This window comes from Dokdonella sp., from assembly GCF_039926425.1.
Classification (GTDB): Bacteria; Pseudomonadota; Gammaproteobacteria; order Xanthomonadales; family Rhodanobacteraceae; genus Dokdonella_A.
In genome coordinates this window covers 18,922-32,724 of the sequence record NZ_JBDSWZ010000080.1, presented here as the reverse complement: position 1 = coordinate 32,724, position 13,803 = coordinate 18,922, and the positions used below count along the sequence as shown (strand labels likewise).

The 13,803-nt window shown below is 64.1% G+C and carries 11 protein-coding genes and 1 pseudogene; 8 read left to right on the top strand and 4 right to left on the bottom strand.

The genetic code is table 11. The annotated features are described in order from the left end of the window. The 3 genes and pseudogenes from ABIV12_RS05290 to ABIV12_RS05280 all read left to right on the top strand — a co-directional run. Nucleotides 1-356: pseudogene (locus tag ABIV12_RS05290) on the top strand (DedA family protein); the annotation flags it as partial. A gap of 9 nt (nt 357-365) precedes the next feature. After that, nucleotides 366-1,325, top strand: coding sequence for a peptidoglycan DD-metalloendopeptidase family protein (locus ABIV12_RS05285; RefSeq protein WP_348056977.1), 960 nt, complete (start codon nt 366-368; stop codon nt 1,323-1,325). 18 nt (nt 1,326-1,343) lie between these two features. Further along, nucleotides 1,344-2,231, top strand: coding sequence for a sigma-70 family RNA polymerase sigma factor (locus ABIV12_RS05280; protein ID WP_348056975.1), 888 nt, complete (start codon nt 1,344-1,346; stop codon nt 2,229-2,231). A 191-nt stretch (nt 2,232-2,422) separates the two neighbouring features. On the opposite strand, the gene ABIV12_RS05275 is transcribed toward ABIV12_RS05280, so the two are convergent. Both ABIV12_RS05275 and yhbY read right to left on the bottom strand, forming a co-directional pair. Next, nucleotides 2,423-2,800 carry an Mth938-like domain-containing protein gene (locus ABIV12_RS05275; RefSeq protein WP_348056973.1) on the bottom strand — a complete coding sequence of 126 codons (378 nt, stop codon included), beginning with the start codon at nt 2,798-2,800 and terminating at the stop codon, nt 2,423-2,425. Nucleotides 2,801-2,807: 7 nt separating this feature from the next. After that, a complete protein-coding gene (yhbY, locus tag ABIV12_RS05270) occupies nt 2,808-3,392 on the bottom strand; it encodes a ribosome assembly RNA-binding protein YhbY (RefSeq protein WP_348056969.1) in 585 nt (194 codons plus the stop codon). Between the two features lie 113 nt (nt 3,393-3,505). Between yhbY and rlmE the strand changes: the two genes are divergently transcribed. The 4 genes from rlmE (at nt 3,506) to folP (ending at nt 9,963) form a co-directional block, all read left to right on the top strand. Beyond that, complete coding sequence (gene rlmE, locus ABIV12_RS05265; RefSeq protein ID WP_348056981.1) at nt 3,506-4,126, top strand: 23S rRNA (uridine(2552)-2'-O)-methyltransferase RlmE; 621 nt, start codon at nt 3,506-3,508, stop codon at nt 4,124-4,126. A 135-nt stretch (nt 4,127-4,261) separates the two neighbouring features. Then, nucleotides 4,262-6,202, top strand: coding sequence for an ATP-dependent zinc metalloprotease FtsH (gene ftsH / locus ABIV12_RS05260; protein ID WP_348056967.1), 1,941 nt, complete (start codon nt 4,262-4,264; stop codon nt 6,200-6,202). 243 nt (nt 6,203-6,445) lie between these two features. After that, nucleotides 6,446-9,076: a S8 family serine peptidase gene (locus tag ABIV12_RS05255; RefSeq protein WP_348056965.1), complete on the top strand. Its 2,631-nt coding sequence runs from the start codon at nt 6,446-6,448 to the stop codon at nt 9,074-9,076. Next, nucleotides 9,073-9,963, top strand: a complete 891-nt coding sequence (gene folP / locus ABIV12_RS05250) for a dihydropteroate synthase (protein ID WP_348056963.1) — start codon at nt 9,073-9,075, stop codon at nt 9,961-9,963. The genes ABIV12_RS05255 and folP overlap by 4 nt, the downstream gene beginning before the upstream one ends. Before the next feature lie 338 nt (nt 9,964-10,301). On the opposite strand, the gene cysN is transcribed toward folP, so the two are convergent. Further along, complete coding sequence (gene cysN / locus ABIV12_RS05245; RefSeq protein WP_348056961.1) at nt 10,302-12,206, bottom strand: sulfate adenylyltransferase subunit CysN; 1,905 nt, start codon at nt 12,204-12,206, stop codon at nt 10,302-10,304. Next, the gene (gene cysD / locus ABIV12_RS05240) at nt 12,206-13,123 is read right to left on the bottom strand and encodes a sulfate adenylyltransferase subunit CysD (protein ID WP_348056959.1); all 918 of its coding nucleotides are present in this window, start codon (nt 13,121-13,123) and stop codon (nt 12,206-12,208) included. Before cysD ends, cysN begins: the two co-directional genes overlap by 1 nt. 157 nt (nt 13,124-13,280) lie before the next feature. On the opposite strand from cysD, the gene ABIV12_RS05235 reads away from it, so the two are divergent. Then, nucleotides 13,281-13,802: a YkvA family protein gene (locus ABIV12_RS05235; RefSeq protein ID WP_348056957.1), complete on the top strand. Its 522-nt coding sequence runs from the start codon at nt 13,281-13,283 to the stop codon at nt 13,800-13,802. Nucleotide 13,803 lies beyond the last annotated feature (1 nt).

Sequence of the window (13,803 nt, the reverse complement as noted above, 5' to 3'; positions counted from 1 at the left end):
GTCCGCTGCTGGCCGAGATCGGCTGGCTGCCACGCATCGACGAACTGGTGGCGCAGCTGCGCGGCGACGTCGCCGCACACCCATGGAAGGCCTTCTGGATGCTGGTCGTCGCGGGCTTCGTGCCGGTGCCGTTGAAGATCTTCACGTGGGCGTCGGGAATTGTCGGCATGCCGCTGCTGCCCTTTGTCGCCGGCATGTTGTTCGGTCGTGGCAAGCGCGTCTTCCTCCTCGCAGGTCTGATCCGTCTCGGTGGCAAGCGCGCCGAGGAAGCGCTTCATCGGTGGATCGAGTGGGTGGGCTGGGCCATTATCGCGCTGCTCGTCTTGCTCGTCGTGTACTTCAAGTTTGTTCGGTAAGATATTGTGATGAAACGGTGTTTTCGACTTGTTCGCGCACTCGGACCGATTCTGGCGACAGCGTTGGCCGCGTGCGCGTCGACGGGTCCCGCGCCGGTCGAGGATCGAAGCATCGACGGTCCGCGGCATCGAGCGTCGAGCGAGACACCGCCCGCCCGCCCGTCGAGCGGTGCTGCCGGCGGAACCTATCGCGTCGAGCGGGGTGACACGCTGTACAGCATCGCCTTTCGCCATGGTGTCGACTTCCGCGACCTGGCGACCTGGAACGGAATTGGTGCCCCGTACACGATCTACGTCGGGCGGGAACTGCGCATGACGTCGCCTTCGACGCGTACCGTCGCGTCGACGCCGGGACCTTCGCGCCCGTCCGCGTCGTCGCCTGCGACCGCCAGGTCTCCGGCAACTCAGATGCCCAAGCCGGAACCGTTCGAGCCGGTTTCAAGCACTCCGCCCCAAGTGGCTTCGGCTTCGACGCCGTCGAGTCAGGCGTCGACCGCCGTCGTTGCGGGAAGTATCAGCGTGACGAAGCCAGCCGTTGTACCTCCGGTTGCACCCATCGCTGCGCCGCCGATACCCGCGCCGCCCGTCGCCGCCGGCGACGTGTCGTGGCGCTGGCCTGCCGACGGGCAGGTGGTCGGTGGCTACGTCAGCGGCGATCCGACCAAACAGGGCATGGACATTGCCGGCAAGGCGGGTGATCCAGTCCGCGCTGCGGGGGACGGGACGGTCGTGTACAGCGGCAACGGTCTGATCGGGTACGGCGAGCTGATCATCGTCAAGCACAATCCGAATTTTCTCTCCGCATATGGCCACAACCGCAAGCGGTTGGTGACGGAAGGCGATCGCGTAAATGCCGGACAGACGATTGCCGAGATGGGGTCGAGCAGCGCCAGCCGCGATTCGCTGCATTTCGAGATCCGCAAGAACGGCAAGCCGGCCAACCCGGTCGACTACCTGCCGCGACGCTGACGGCGCTAAGCTCCGCGCGTGAACCTTCCGACTGCCGACGATTCGCCGTCCCCGCCCGAAGAACTGCTCGACCTTGTCGAGGCGGCTGAGCCGCAGGACGAGGAAGCGCGGACGTCGACCAGCGCATATCTCGGTGAAATCGGCCTGATTCCACTGCTGCAGGCGCGTGACGAGTGGGCGCTGGCCGAACGCGTGCAACGGGGCGACGCTGAAGCACGCCGGCGCATGATCGAATCCAACCTCCGCCTGGTCGTCAGCGTTGCGCGCCCGTACGTCGGCCGCGGTGTTGCTCTGCTCGACCTGATTGCGGAAGGAAATCTCGGGCTGATCCGCGCAGTCGAGAAATTCGATCCGGAGCGTCGCCTTCGATTCTCCACCCATGCCGTGTGGTGGATCCGCGAGGCAGTGCAGTCTGCAGTGATGAAGCAGGGGCGCACGGTGCGGCTTCCGGTGCACGTGCTGCGCGAACTCGCGCAGGTGTTGCGGGCCGAGCGCGAGCTTGCCGCAGGAATGGGCTCGCCACCGAGCCTCGACCAGATCGCTGCAGCGGTCGGCAAAGCGGTGCAGGACGTGGCCGAATTGTTCCGCGTGAGCGAGCGCATCGGCTCGCTCGATGCGGTGGATGTCGGCGAGCGTGCGTTGATCGGCACCCTTCAGGAAGGCGACGACGTGGCGTCGGTCGACAGCACGGCGCCCATCAGCGGGGAGCGCCTGGCGGAACTGATCGGCTCACTCAACGACCGTCAGCGCCTGGTGCTGCAGCGGCGTTTCGGTCTTGACGGCACGCCGTTGCAGTCGCTCGCCGACATCGGGCGCGACCTCGGCATCTCGCGCGAGCGCGCGCGGCAGATCCAGGAGGACGCGTTGCGCCGACTGCGCAAGGCGGCACACCAGAAGTCAGGCTGAGTGAGGTCCGCGGTGCTCTGTGCTTGGGGTTGAACTGCGCAGAACTCGAAGAAACAGCGAGGATTCAAGAAAAGCGGTCTGCCTCACGTGTGAGGCAGATCGGCAACGGCCGAACCGAGACAGCCCTGGATCCAGTTGCTTTTCCTTCGCGTCCTTCGTGTCTCAATCTTTCGGTCTCCCACGCGCGACCGTCAATCGCCACCCAGCATCACCGCGGCAATCACGCGACGTCCTTCGCCGGCGAGCAGGTTGTAGGTTCGGCACGCAGCGGCGTTGTGCATCACTTCGACACCGATGCGCCGCTTCAGGAGGGCGGCCTGGGTCTCGCGCGGAGGGAACACCTGACGCGTGCCCGTGCCGAGGAGAACGACCTCGGGGTCGAGCGCGACGATCGCGTCGATGGCGGCAAGATCGAACTGTGCTGCACGGACGACAGGCCAATCCTCCACCAGACGATCCGGAGCGAGAAGGAAGCTCGTCGTCAGCACGCGATCGACGATGGTGACCGCATCCGTGGCACAGGAGCGGAAGTACAAATAACCTTGGGGCAGGTCGTGGCTCAGCTGCATCGTCGAACTACCGTGGCAGGCTGAACTGCGCGCGATCCGGATTACGGCGGTAGAAACAGGCGACCTTGCCGATCGTCTGGATGATTTCGGACGAGGAACTTGCGCGGATCTGCTCGATCGATGACTTGCGGGCCTCGCGATCGTCCTCGGCGAGCTTCACCTTGATGAGTTCGTGGAACGACAGCGCGGCGTCCAGTTCGGCCAGCAGCGACTCTGTCACCCCTTTCTGGCCCACCAGGATCACCGGCTTGAGGTCGTGGGCGAGTCCACGCAGGTAACGCTTCTGGGAATTGGTCAACGGCCCCAGTTCGCGCGGTGCCGGCTTTGCCACCTCAACCTTGGCGCGCGGGCGCTCCACCACGCGCTCCGGCTTTGCGGCGCGCGTCGTCGACGGCCGCGGCTTGCGGTCAAACGTGGCGGACGGACGACCGCCGGTGACACGTGGCTTGCGGTGCTCGCTGCCGGGCAAGGGTCTCGGCTTGCCAGTACGCGGCTTGGCCCCGGCGCGTGGGCGAGCTGGACGCTCTCCGGTGCCGGCCGATGCGGAGGGACGCAAGCCGCCCGGGCGGCGCGGGTTTCGTGGTGTGGGCATGAAGTGAGGCCGAATGGGGTCGGGTGGCGCAAGGCCACGCAGGCCCGACAGGTTATCATGCGGCGCAATATCCACCGAACCGGCGCGACATCGCGTTTCGAGGCATGGGCGAGATGGCGCGCAGCAAATCCAGCACCCGTTGGCTGAAAGAACACTTCAGCGATCCGTACGTGAAGCGCGCTCACGCCGAGGGTTGGCGCTCGCGCGCGGTGTTCAAGCTCGAGGAACTGCTCGAACGCGATCGTCTGCTCAAACCCGGAATGGTCGTGGTCGATCTCGGGGCCGCGCCTGGCAGCTGGTCGCAAGTTGCACGCGAGCGGCTTGGTGAACAGGGGCGGGTGATTGCGCTGGACATCCTTCCGATGCAGGGCATCGGCGGTGTGGAATTCATCCTTGGCGATTTCCGCGAGGAAGCTGTGCTGGCGCAGTTGCAGGACGCACTCGGCGGTGTCGAGGTTGATCTTGTTCTTTCCGACATGGCACCCAATCTGAGTGGCATGACCGTCGTGGATCAGCCCCGTTCGATGCATCTGGTCGAGCTGGCCGAAGAATTCGCCGCGACGCACCTGCGACGCGGCGGCGCTTTTCTGACCAAAGTGTTCCAGGGTGAGGGTTTCGACGATCTGGTGCGGCGCTTGCGCGTGCGGTACGAGCGCGTCAGCATCCGTAAGCCGAAAGCCTCGCGGGCACGCAGCCCGGAGGTCTACGCGCTGGCCACCGGAAAACGTTCCTGAAGGAAACAGCGTGACCGATTCATGTTCCACCACGGTGTTTCGTGAGAAGTTCGCATCCGTGGATACCCCAAATGCGTACGTACATTTTGTACACAGTCACTGCAACGTCCCGGGCTCCGGCGAGGAATTCGCATAATGAATGACATGGTCAAGAACCTGCTGCTGTGGGCCGTCATCGCGGTCGTGCTGTTGACCGTCTTCCAGACGTTCAATCCGCGCACGGCTGCGCAATCGGATGTCGCGTATTCCGATTTCGCGACCCAGATCGGCAACGGCAGCGTTTCCGCGGTCACCCTGAGCGCGGAATTTCCGACCAAGGCAACGGCGAAGCTGAAAGACGGCAATACCGTCGTCACGGTCGTGCCGCTTGGCAGCAACGAGAAGTTGAGCGACATCCTCACCAAGGCAAACGTCGAAGTCCATCAGGTTCCGCAGGACAGCTCGATATGGCGCGAGATCATCTCGGCGCTGCCGATCCTGTTCTTCATTGGCCTGCTGATCTACTTCATGCGCCAGATGCAGGCCGGTGCCGGCGGACGCGGTGCGATGTCGTTCGGCCGTTCGCGCGCAAAGCTGCAGGGCGAGGACCAGATCAAGATCACGTTTGCCGATGTCGCGGGTTGCGACGAGGCAAAGGACGAAGTGTCGGAGCTGGTCGAGTTCCTGCGCGATCCGTCCAAGTTCACCAAGCTCGGCGGCAAGATTCCGCGTGGCGTGCTGATGGTCGGTTCGCCGGGTACCGGCAAGACCCTGCTCGCGAAAGCGATCGCAGGCGAGGCGAAGGTGCCGTTCTTCTCGATTTCCGGTTCCGACTTCGTCGAGATGTTCGTCGGCGTGGGTGCGGCGCGCGTGCGCGACATGTTCGAGCAGGCGAAGAAGCACGCTCCGTGCATCATCTTCATCGACGAAATCGATGCGGTCGGTCGCCACCGTGGTGCCGGGCTCGGTGGCGGACACGACGAGCGCGAGCAGACGCTGAACCAGCTGTTGGTCGAGATGGACGGCTTCGAGGGCAGTGAAGGCGTGATCGTGATCGCGGCGACCAACCGTCCCGACGTGCTCGATCCTGCGTTGCTGCGTCCAGGCCGCTTCGACCGCCAAGTGACGGTGCCGTTGCCGGACGTGCGCGGGCGCGAACAGATCCTCAAGGTCCACATGCGCAAGGTGCCGATGTCCAATGACGTCGAGCCGATGACGATCGCACGTGGCACGCCTGGATTCTCCGGTGCGGATCTCGCCAACCTCGTCAACGAGGCGGCGCTGTTTGCCGCGCGCGAAAACTGTCGCGAAGTGCGGATGATCCATTTCGAGAAGGCCAAGGACAAGATCATGATGGGCGCGGAGCGCCGCTCGATGCTGATGAGCGACGAGGAAAAGAAGCTCACCGCGTATCACGAGGCCGGTCACGCGATCATCGGCCGCCTGGTGCCGGATCACGACCCGGTCTACAAGGTGACGATCATTCCCCGCGGTCGGGCACTCGGCGTCACGATGTACCTGCCCGAGAACGACCGCTACAGCTACAACAAGGAAAACATCGAAAGCCGCCTGTGCTCGCTGTACGGCGGGCGCGTGGCCGAGGAGCTGATCTTCGGCGCGGCCGGCGTGACGACCGGCGCATCCAACGACATCGAACGCGCGACCAAGATGGCGCGGAACATGGTCACCAAGTGGGGCCTGTCGGACAAGCTTGGCCCGATTGCGTACGGCGAGGAAGAAGACGAAGTGTTCCTCGGCCGCTCCGTCACCCAGCACAAGAACGTGTCGGACGACACCGCACGGCGCATCGACGAAGAGGTGCGCGGCATTCTCGATCATGCATATGCGCGCAGCACGAAACTGCTGGCCGACAACGTGGACAAACTGCACGTGATGGCAGAAGCGCTGCTGCAATACGAAACGATCGACGCCGGTCAGATCGAAGAGATCATGTCCGGTCGCGAAGTCAGCCCGCCGAAGGACTGGACGAACGATTCCAAGCCGGGTTCGGGCTCGGGATCGGGCGGTGCGAAGCCGCGGGGAGAGACGCCGATCGGCGGACCCGCCGTGCAGTCGCGAAACCGTTCGGACGTGTAATCCGTTCGGCCGAGCGGGCCGACAGGCGTTTCCCTTGCGAGCCGGAGCTAACACTCCGGCTCGTTTCGTTTTCGGGGTACCGTTTCGTGCCGGGCGCGTGTTTTGCGGATCGCACAAATGATCTAGAGTCGGGGGCTTGCTGGCTCACGCCAGCGAGCCGGGTGGGGATGCCCGGTGTCGCGCGACCTGCGTTCCGCGCATGTCGATGTGTCGTTGTCCGATCTTGATCGAGGGGACCTGGGGATGATTCGACCGTCCGTTTCTTTACTTCTACTGGTCGCGGCACTCGCAGCACCAGCCGCAACGACCGCCAACACCAACCTTCACTGGGTGCGCATCGACGCGACACGTGCAGCGTTGCAGCGCGTGCATGTGTCCGCCGACGTCCGCGCAGACTATGGCCGTTTCCAGTGGGCAGCACTCGACGATGCAGCGCTTGCACGCGTGCGCGCGGCCGGAGTGGGCGTGACGGAAATCGAACGCCCGTTCGTCATCGATCTTGGCGGTGAGCGGTTCGATCCTGGCGTCGATGTGCCGAACTTCGGCAGCCGGTGGTATCAATCCAGCGGATCAAACCCGGAAGGCAACGATCTGCGTCTGTTGCAGTTCGCCGGTCCTGTGCGCCAAACGTCGCTGGACGCGCTGCGCAGCGCGGGCCTCGAGCCGGTGCAGTACATTCATCCCTTCACCTACGTCGTTTGGGGCAGCCGTACCGCGCTGGATGCCGTCTCTGCACGTTCTTCGGACACGATCCGCTGGAGTGGCGATTTCCTGCCGGCGTATCGGGTTCTGCCGCGCTGGCGTGGGCTCGATGCACGTCCGCTCGACGTGCACGTGATCGGTTACCGGAATGCGGACATCGACGACGCAGTGCGCGTTGCGGGCGCGACGATCGTCGGTTCCCGCGTCGTCGACCGGCATTTTTCGGTGACCAGCGTCCGTGTCGCCGGCAACCGCATCGCAGATCTCGCCTCCATCGCGGGCGTCTACAGCGTGCAGCCCGCGCCGCTCGATGGCGGCCTGCGTGGAGAGATGAGCGACCAGGTCAATGCGGGCAACGTGGACGGCGGCAATTTCGCGTTCCCCGGTTATCTTGCCTACCTTTCCGGGATCGGCGTCAACGGCGCCGGCGTGATCGTCGCCGATGTCGACGGGGGCATCTACGACACGCATCCCGATCTCGTGCATCGCATGTTGCCGTGTGTCGGCGATACCTGCGGCGGATCGGCGACTGACAGCCACGGAACGCACACCGCCGGCATCATTGCTGCCGACGGAAGTTCCGGCGTGCTGACCTCCGGTGGCTTCCTGCGCGGACTCGGCATGGCACCGGGTGCAAACCTGATCGAGCAGATCTACGACCCGACCTTCACGCAAGCGGGCGGGATGCTGAAGCTGATGACCGAATCGGTGCGCAATCATGCGGTGATGTCCGGCAACAGCTGGGGACCCGCAGGTTCGCCGCTCGGCTATGACGACGACACACGGCAGGTGGATGTCGGAGTGCGCGATTCCGACCCCGTTGCCGCCGGCGACCAGCCGCTGAATTTCGTGCTGTCCTTCATGAATGGCAACGGCGGCACCAGCACGCAGGGAACGCCGGACGAAGGCAAGAACCTCTTCACCATCGGCTCGACCAAGATGCAGACCTCGTCGACGGTGCAGATCGCGCAGATCGACGACGTCTCGTCCAACAGCGCCCATGGTCCCGCACTCGATGGCCGCAGCATTCCAGCGATGGTCGCGCCCGGTTGCAGCGTCGATTCGTCGATCAGCGCGACAGGCTACGGCCTGCTGTGCGGAACCAGCATGGCATCGCCGCACGTGACGGGCGCGTCGGCGTTGTTCGTCGAGTACTATCGCAACCTCACCGGCGCCGACCCGAGCCCGGCACTGACCAAGGCGGCGTTCACTGCGGTGGCGAAGAACCTGACCGGGCACAACGATGCCGACGGCAACGTGATGACGCACCTGTTCGACAACAAGCAAGGCTGGGGCCGCATGTTGATCACGCCGGTCCTCGCGCCCGCGCAGGCAGTGCAATACGTCGACCAGAGCGTGGTGTTCGAGAATACCGGCGAGAGCTGGACCCACACCTACACTGCCGCCGATCCAACCCAGCCGATGCGCATCATGCTCACGTGGACCGACGCGCCGGGCCACGGTCTCGGCGGTTCGACGCCGGCGTGGAACAACGATCTGGACCTGCGCGTGACCGCGAACGGTTCGACTTTTCTCGGCAACGCGCTCGACAATGCCGGCTGGTCCGTCACGGGGGGCAGCGCGGATGCGAAGAACAACACCGAAGCGGTGTTCCTGCAGGCGGCGCAGCATGCAGGTTCGCTGACCATCGACGTGTTGGCAACCGACATCAACTCCGACGCGTTGCCGAACAGCGGCGACGACACCCAGCAGGATTTTGCGCTGGTCTGCTACAACTGCGCACCAGAAACCACCGCGCACGATGTCAGCATTGCCGCGACCGCAACGCCTGATCCCGTTTCTGCCGGCGCAACGCTTGTCTATGCGGTCGACGTGCACAACACCGGACCCTCGCCGGCGGATTCGGTGGCCGTGTCGTTGGCATTGCCAGACGACGTCGATTTCAGCGCGGCGAGCGGAGACGGCTGGACCTGCAGTCGCGTCCGACTTGGGGTGTCGTGTGCGCTTGACGGAATCCTTGCCGTTGGCGATGCACCGGCGCTGACAATTGCCGCCACCGTCGGCATGCAGGCGTCGGGTCCACTGATCGCCAGCGTGTCGGTGAGTTCGGCAGGCACGGATGCCAACGCCACCAACGACGCGATCACCGTCGTCACGACGCTGCTCGATCGCATTTTCACCAATGGATTCGATGAGGTTCCAGGGGCGTGATCGCAATCGAACTCGACTGCAACGGGCGCACGCTGGTCCTCGATCGCGCACGCATCGCCGGCATCATCAACGTGACGCCGGATTCGTTCTCCGACGGAGGCGAGTTCCTCGACCGTGCGCTTGCGATCGGGCAGGGCGTTCGTCTCGTGGACGAAGGGGCCGACCTGCTCGACGTCGGCGGCGAATCGACGCGGCCGGGCGCATCGGACGTGTCGGCAGATGACGAGATTGCGCGCGTCGTTCCGGTCATCGAAGGGCTGATTGCGCGGACGCGCGTGCCGATCGCCATCGACACGTCGAAGCCGGAGGTGATGCGGGCCGCAGTCGCCGCCGGCGCAGGTCTGATCAACGACGTCTACGCGCTGCGGCGTGATGGCGCGCTCGATGCGGCGGCGGAGCTGCGGGTGCCTGTGTGCGTGATGCACATGCAGGGTGAGCCGCGTTCGATGCAGGACGCGCCTTTCTACGACGACGTGGTCTCCGACGTGCACCGTTTCCTCGCGGAGCGTTTGTTTGCATGCCAGATGGCTGGCATCGACAAGAAAAACATCCTGGTCGATCCGGGGTTTGGATTCGGCAAGACTCTCGAGCACAATCTTGCACTGCTGCGCGCACTCGAACGCTTCAGCGAACTTGGTGCTGTGATGGCAGGGCTGTCGCGCAAGGGAACCATCGGCACGCTCACGGGGCGTGAAAAGCCCGCTGATCGTGCTGCCGGATCCGCCGCGGCTGCGTTGATCGCGGTGCAGAATGGTGCACTGATCGTGCGGGTGCACGACGTCGGGATCACCCGTGACGTGCTGGCGGTCTGGAACGCCGTTGGGCACGCCGCCCCCAAGGGACGCACGACGACCTCGGCCAAGCCGACGTTGTGGGAAGACGACTAGCGGTCTGCGGTGCTCATTTCAGTCAGCATGCGTCGACGGCAGCCATCGTTTGACGACAAGCGCGACCGACGGCTGGCACGCTGCAAGCAGTGTGCTTCTTGTGGGAGCGGCTTCAGCCGCGATCGCTTCCAGGGGCGCTGTCGGATCGCGGCTGAATCCGCTCCCACAAATGGGTGGATGGAGTGCGGCTCGCGAAGCGCCGTTGTTTCTGCGGTGCTTGTCCGTTGAAGAGATGAGTCTGCACGCTTGAACGGACCGCGGCTCCTGCGAATGCGAGCGGTTCGCCTGGGTCAATGCTCGACTCACCTCCCACAGTAACGTTGCGGTCCACGATGTTGCTACGAGCGGGCACGATCCAGCAAACCGCGCGAGTCGAGCAATTCGACAATCGCAGTCGCCGCCGTTTCGGCATCGCTGGTCGTCGTATCGATGTGCAGATCAGGCGCTTCGGGAATCTCGTATGGCGAATCGATGCCGGTGAAATTCTTCAGTTCACCATTGCGCGCCTTGCGATAGAGACCTTTCGTATCGCGCTGCTCGACGATGGCCAGTGGCGTGTCGACGAAGATCTCGATGAATTCGCCCTCCGCGACCATGCTGCGCGCGAGCCGGCGTTCCGATCGGAATGGTGAAATGAAGGCGGTGATCACGATGAGGCCTGCATCGACCATCAGTCGCGCCACCTCACCGACCCGGCGGATGTTTTCCACCCGGTCGGCGTCGGTGAAGCCGAGATCCTTGCTGAGGCCGTGACGGACGTTGTCGCCGTCAAGCAGGTACGTGCGTGCACCGAGCGCATGCAACTGCCGCTCGACAATGTTCGCAATGGTCGACTTGCCGCTGCCGGAAAGACCGGTCAGCCACAGCACGCAAGGTCGGTGTCCGTTCTGTCGTGCGCGCGCCTGCTTGTCGACCTCGACCGCCTGCCAGTGGATGTTCTGCGAGCGGCGCAATGCGAAATGGAGGAGGCCCGCGCCGACCGTCTGGTTGCTGTAGCGGTCGATGACGATGAAGCTGCCCATGTCGCGGTTGTCGGCGTACGCATCGAAGGCGACTGCGCGGTCCAGGGTGACGTTGCAGACTCCGATTTCGTTGAGCTCGAGCGTTTTACCGGCGAGGTGGTCGAGACTGTTGACGTCGATCACGTACTTGGGTGGCCCGAGCGCGGCACCCAACGTGGTGGCTCCGATCTTCACGAGGTACGGCCGACCCGGCAACATGGCCGCTTCGGCCATCCAGACGATCGTCGCCTCGAACTGGTCGGCGAGCCCGGCCGGATCATTCGCCGCACAGATCACATCGCCGCGGCTGATGTCGAGTTCGTCGGCGAGCGTCAACGTCACCGACTGTCCCGATTGTGCGCCGTCGAGGTCTCCATCGAGCGTGACGATGCGCGTGACAGTCGATGTCTTGCCGGAGGGCAACACACGGATCGCATCGCCTGGCTGCACCCGACCGCCCAGAATGCGCCCCGAGTAGCCGCGGAAATCCGGATTCGGGCGATTGACCCACTGCACCGGCATGCGCAGTGGCCGATGCTCCTGCATCGCGTCGATCTCGACCTGTTCAAGATGATGCAGCAGGCTCGGACCTTCGTACCACGGCATGTTCACACTGCGCGTCGTCATGTTGTCGCCGCGCAGCGCCGACAGCGGAATGCTGTCCACGCGATCAATGCCGAGTCGCAACGCAAACGCACGGTAATCGTGGTCGATCGCATCGAAAACCTGCTGCGACCAGCCCACCAGATCCAGTTTGTTGATCGCCAGAACAACGCGGCGGATGCCGAGCAGCGACACGAGGTAACTGTGCCTGCGCGTTTGCGTCAGCACGCCCTTGCGCGCATCGACCAGAATCACAGCGAGGTCCGCGGTCGACGCGCCGGTCACCATGTTGCGCGTGTACTGCTCGTGGCCGGGGGTGTCAGCGACGATGAACTTGCGTTTTTCCGTCGCGAAAAACCGGTACGCGACATCGATCGTGATGCCCTGTTCCCGCTCGGCGCTGAGACCGTCGACCAGCAGCGCGTAGTCGGGCGAATCGCCCTGCGTGCCGAACTTTCGCGAATCCGCGTCGAGCGTGGTCAGCTGGTCGTCGAACAGCGCCTTCGCCTCGTAGAGCAGCCGACCGATCAGCGTGCTCTTGCCATCGTCGACGCTACCGCAGGTGATGAAGCGCAGCAGGTCCTGGCGACTGTTCGCGACGGATACCGCCGCATCGGGATTGTCGATCTGCGCGGCCATCAGAAATAACCCTCGACTTTTTTCTTCTCCATCGACGCGCTCGCATCGTGATCGATCATGCGCCCCTGGCGTTCAGTGGTGCGCGATTGCTCCATCTCGCGAATGATTGCGCCGAGCGTATCCGCCTCCGATTCCACCGCGCCGGAGAGCGGATAGCAACCGAGTGTGCGGAAACGGACGCTGCGCATCGTCGGCGTTTCGCCGTCACGCAGTGGAAAACGCGCGTCGTCGACCATCAGGAGCTGGCCGTCGCGTTCGACCACCGGGCGCGGCGCCGCGAGGTACAGCGGCACGATCGGAATGTCCTCCTGCCGGATGTAGTGCCACACATCGAGCTCGGTCCAGTTGGACAGCGGGAACACGCGAATGCTCTCGCCGACATTGCGACGCACGTTGTAGAGGCGCCACAGTTCCGGTCGCTGGTTTTTCGGATCCCAGCGATGCTGCGCCGAGCGAAACGAGAACACGCGTTCCTTCGCGCGCGACTTCTCCTCGTCGCGTCGCGCCCCGCCGAATGCGACGTCGAATCCGTGCTCGTCCAGTGCCTGCTTCAGTCCCTGCGTTTTCCACACATCGGTGTGCACCGACGAACCGTGCTCGAACGGATTGATTCCCAACCGTTTCGCTTCGGGATTCTGATGCACGATCAACGGCATGCCGGAATCGGCGACCATGCGCGCACGGAACGCGTACATCGCCTGGAATTTCCAGGTGGTGTCGACATGGAGCAGCGGAAAGGGCGGACGTGACGGAAAAAACGCCTTGCGCGCGAGATGCAGCATCACCGAGCTGTCCTTTCCGATCGAATACAGCATCACCGGCCGTTCGGCTTCGGCGACGGCTTCGCGCAGGATGTCGATGCTTTCGGCTTCAAGCCGCTGCAAGTCGGTGAGTACGGACGTAGGCACGGATGACATGGGTTCGGACGGGGTTTCGCAAGGGGGATTCACTGCAACCAATGATAATGCCTAAGACTGGACGAGCGCTGCCGTGTCCGACTCCGGAGAGTGGCTGCGCATGCGAGCGGTGTGCCTTTGACCGCGTCTCCCACGCGGCCTAAGCTTGCGCGTCCGCATGCGCATCACCCTCGAACTCGAACCCGCCGACATCGAACGCTTCACGGCGCAGTTCGATCGTGTCCGCTCGACCACGCGCTGCGTCGATGAAGTGGAGGTCATCGACGCGGTGAAGTACGCGCTCGATCATCTGCAGACGAGTGAGGCGCCGACGTATGTGCGCAAGCGTCTGGTCGAGGCGCAGCGGTTGATCGTGATGCTCGAAGACAGCTGCTGGGCGCTGGCCGACCCGGAACGCAGCGACGTGATCGGAACGCTGGCCTATTTCGGCGATCCGGACGATCTCATTCCCGATCACGTTGCGGTGGTGGGGCTGCTCGACGATGCGATCCTGCTCGAACTCCTGCTGCGTCGCCTGCGCAGGGTCAATCGGGCGTATGCCGATTTCTGCGCCTTCCGTGCCGCGCTTTGCGGCGGCGCCGACGATCCATCGACCGTGCCACATCGCTTCGCTCGCGAGCTGGCGGAGCGACGCGCCGTGTTGCACCTGCGCATGCGCGGCAGCCGCGCTTCACGTTAGC

What these genes read in the sequence shown, in the direction of transcription:
- ABIV12_RS05285 (WP_348056977.1), top strand. Translation starts at nt 366, where the DNA reads ATGAAACGGTGTTTTCGACTTGTTCGCGCACTCGGACCGATTCTGGCG.
- ABIV12_RS05275 (WP_348056973.1), bottom strand. Translation starts at nt 2,800, where the DNA reads ATGCAGCTGAGCCACGACCTGCCCCAAGGTTATTTGTACTTCCGCTCC.
- yhbY (WP_348056969.1), bottom strand. Translation starts at nt 3,392, where the DNA reads ATGCCCACACCACGAAACCCGCGCCGCCCGGGCGGCTTGCGTCCCTCC.
- rlmE (WP_348056981.1), top strand. Translation starts at nt 3,506, where the DNA reads ATGGCGCGCAGCAAATCCAGCACCCGTTGGCTGAAAGAACACTTCAGC.
- ftsH (WP_348056967.1), top strand. Translation starts at nt 4,262, where the DNA reads ATGAATGACATGGTCAAGAACCTGCTGCTGTGGGCCGTCATCGCGGTC.
- ABIV12_RS05255 (WP_348056965.1), top strand. Translation starts at nt 6,446, where the DNA reads ATGATTCGACCGTCCGTTTCTTTACTTCTACTGGTCGCGGCACTCGCA.
- cysN (WP_348056961.1), bottom strand. Translation starts at nt 12,206, where the DNA reads ATGGCCGCGCAGATCGACAATCCCGATGCGGCGGTATCCGTCGCGAAC.
- cysD (WP_348056959.1), bottom strand. Translation starts at nt 13,123, where the DNA reads ATGTCATCCGTGCCTACGTCCGTACTCACCGACTTGCAGCGGCTTGAA.
- ABIV12_RS05235 (WP_348056957.1), top strand. Translation starts at nt 13,281, where the DNA reads ATGCGCATCACCCTCGAACTCGAACCCGCCGACATCGAACGCTTCACG.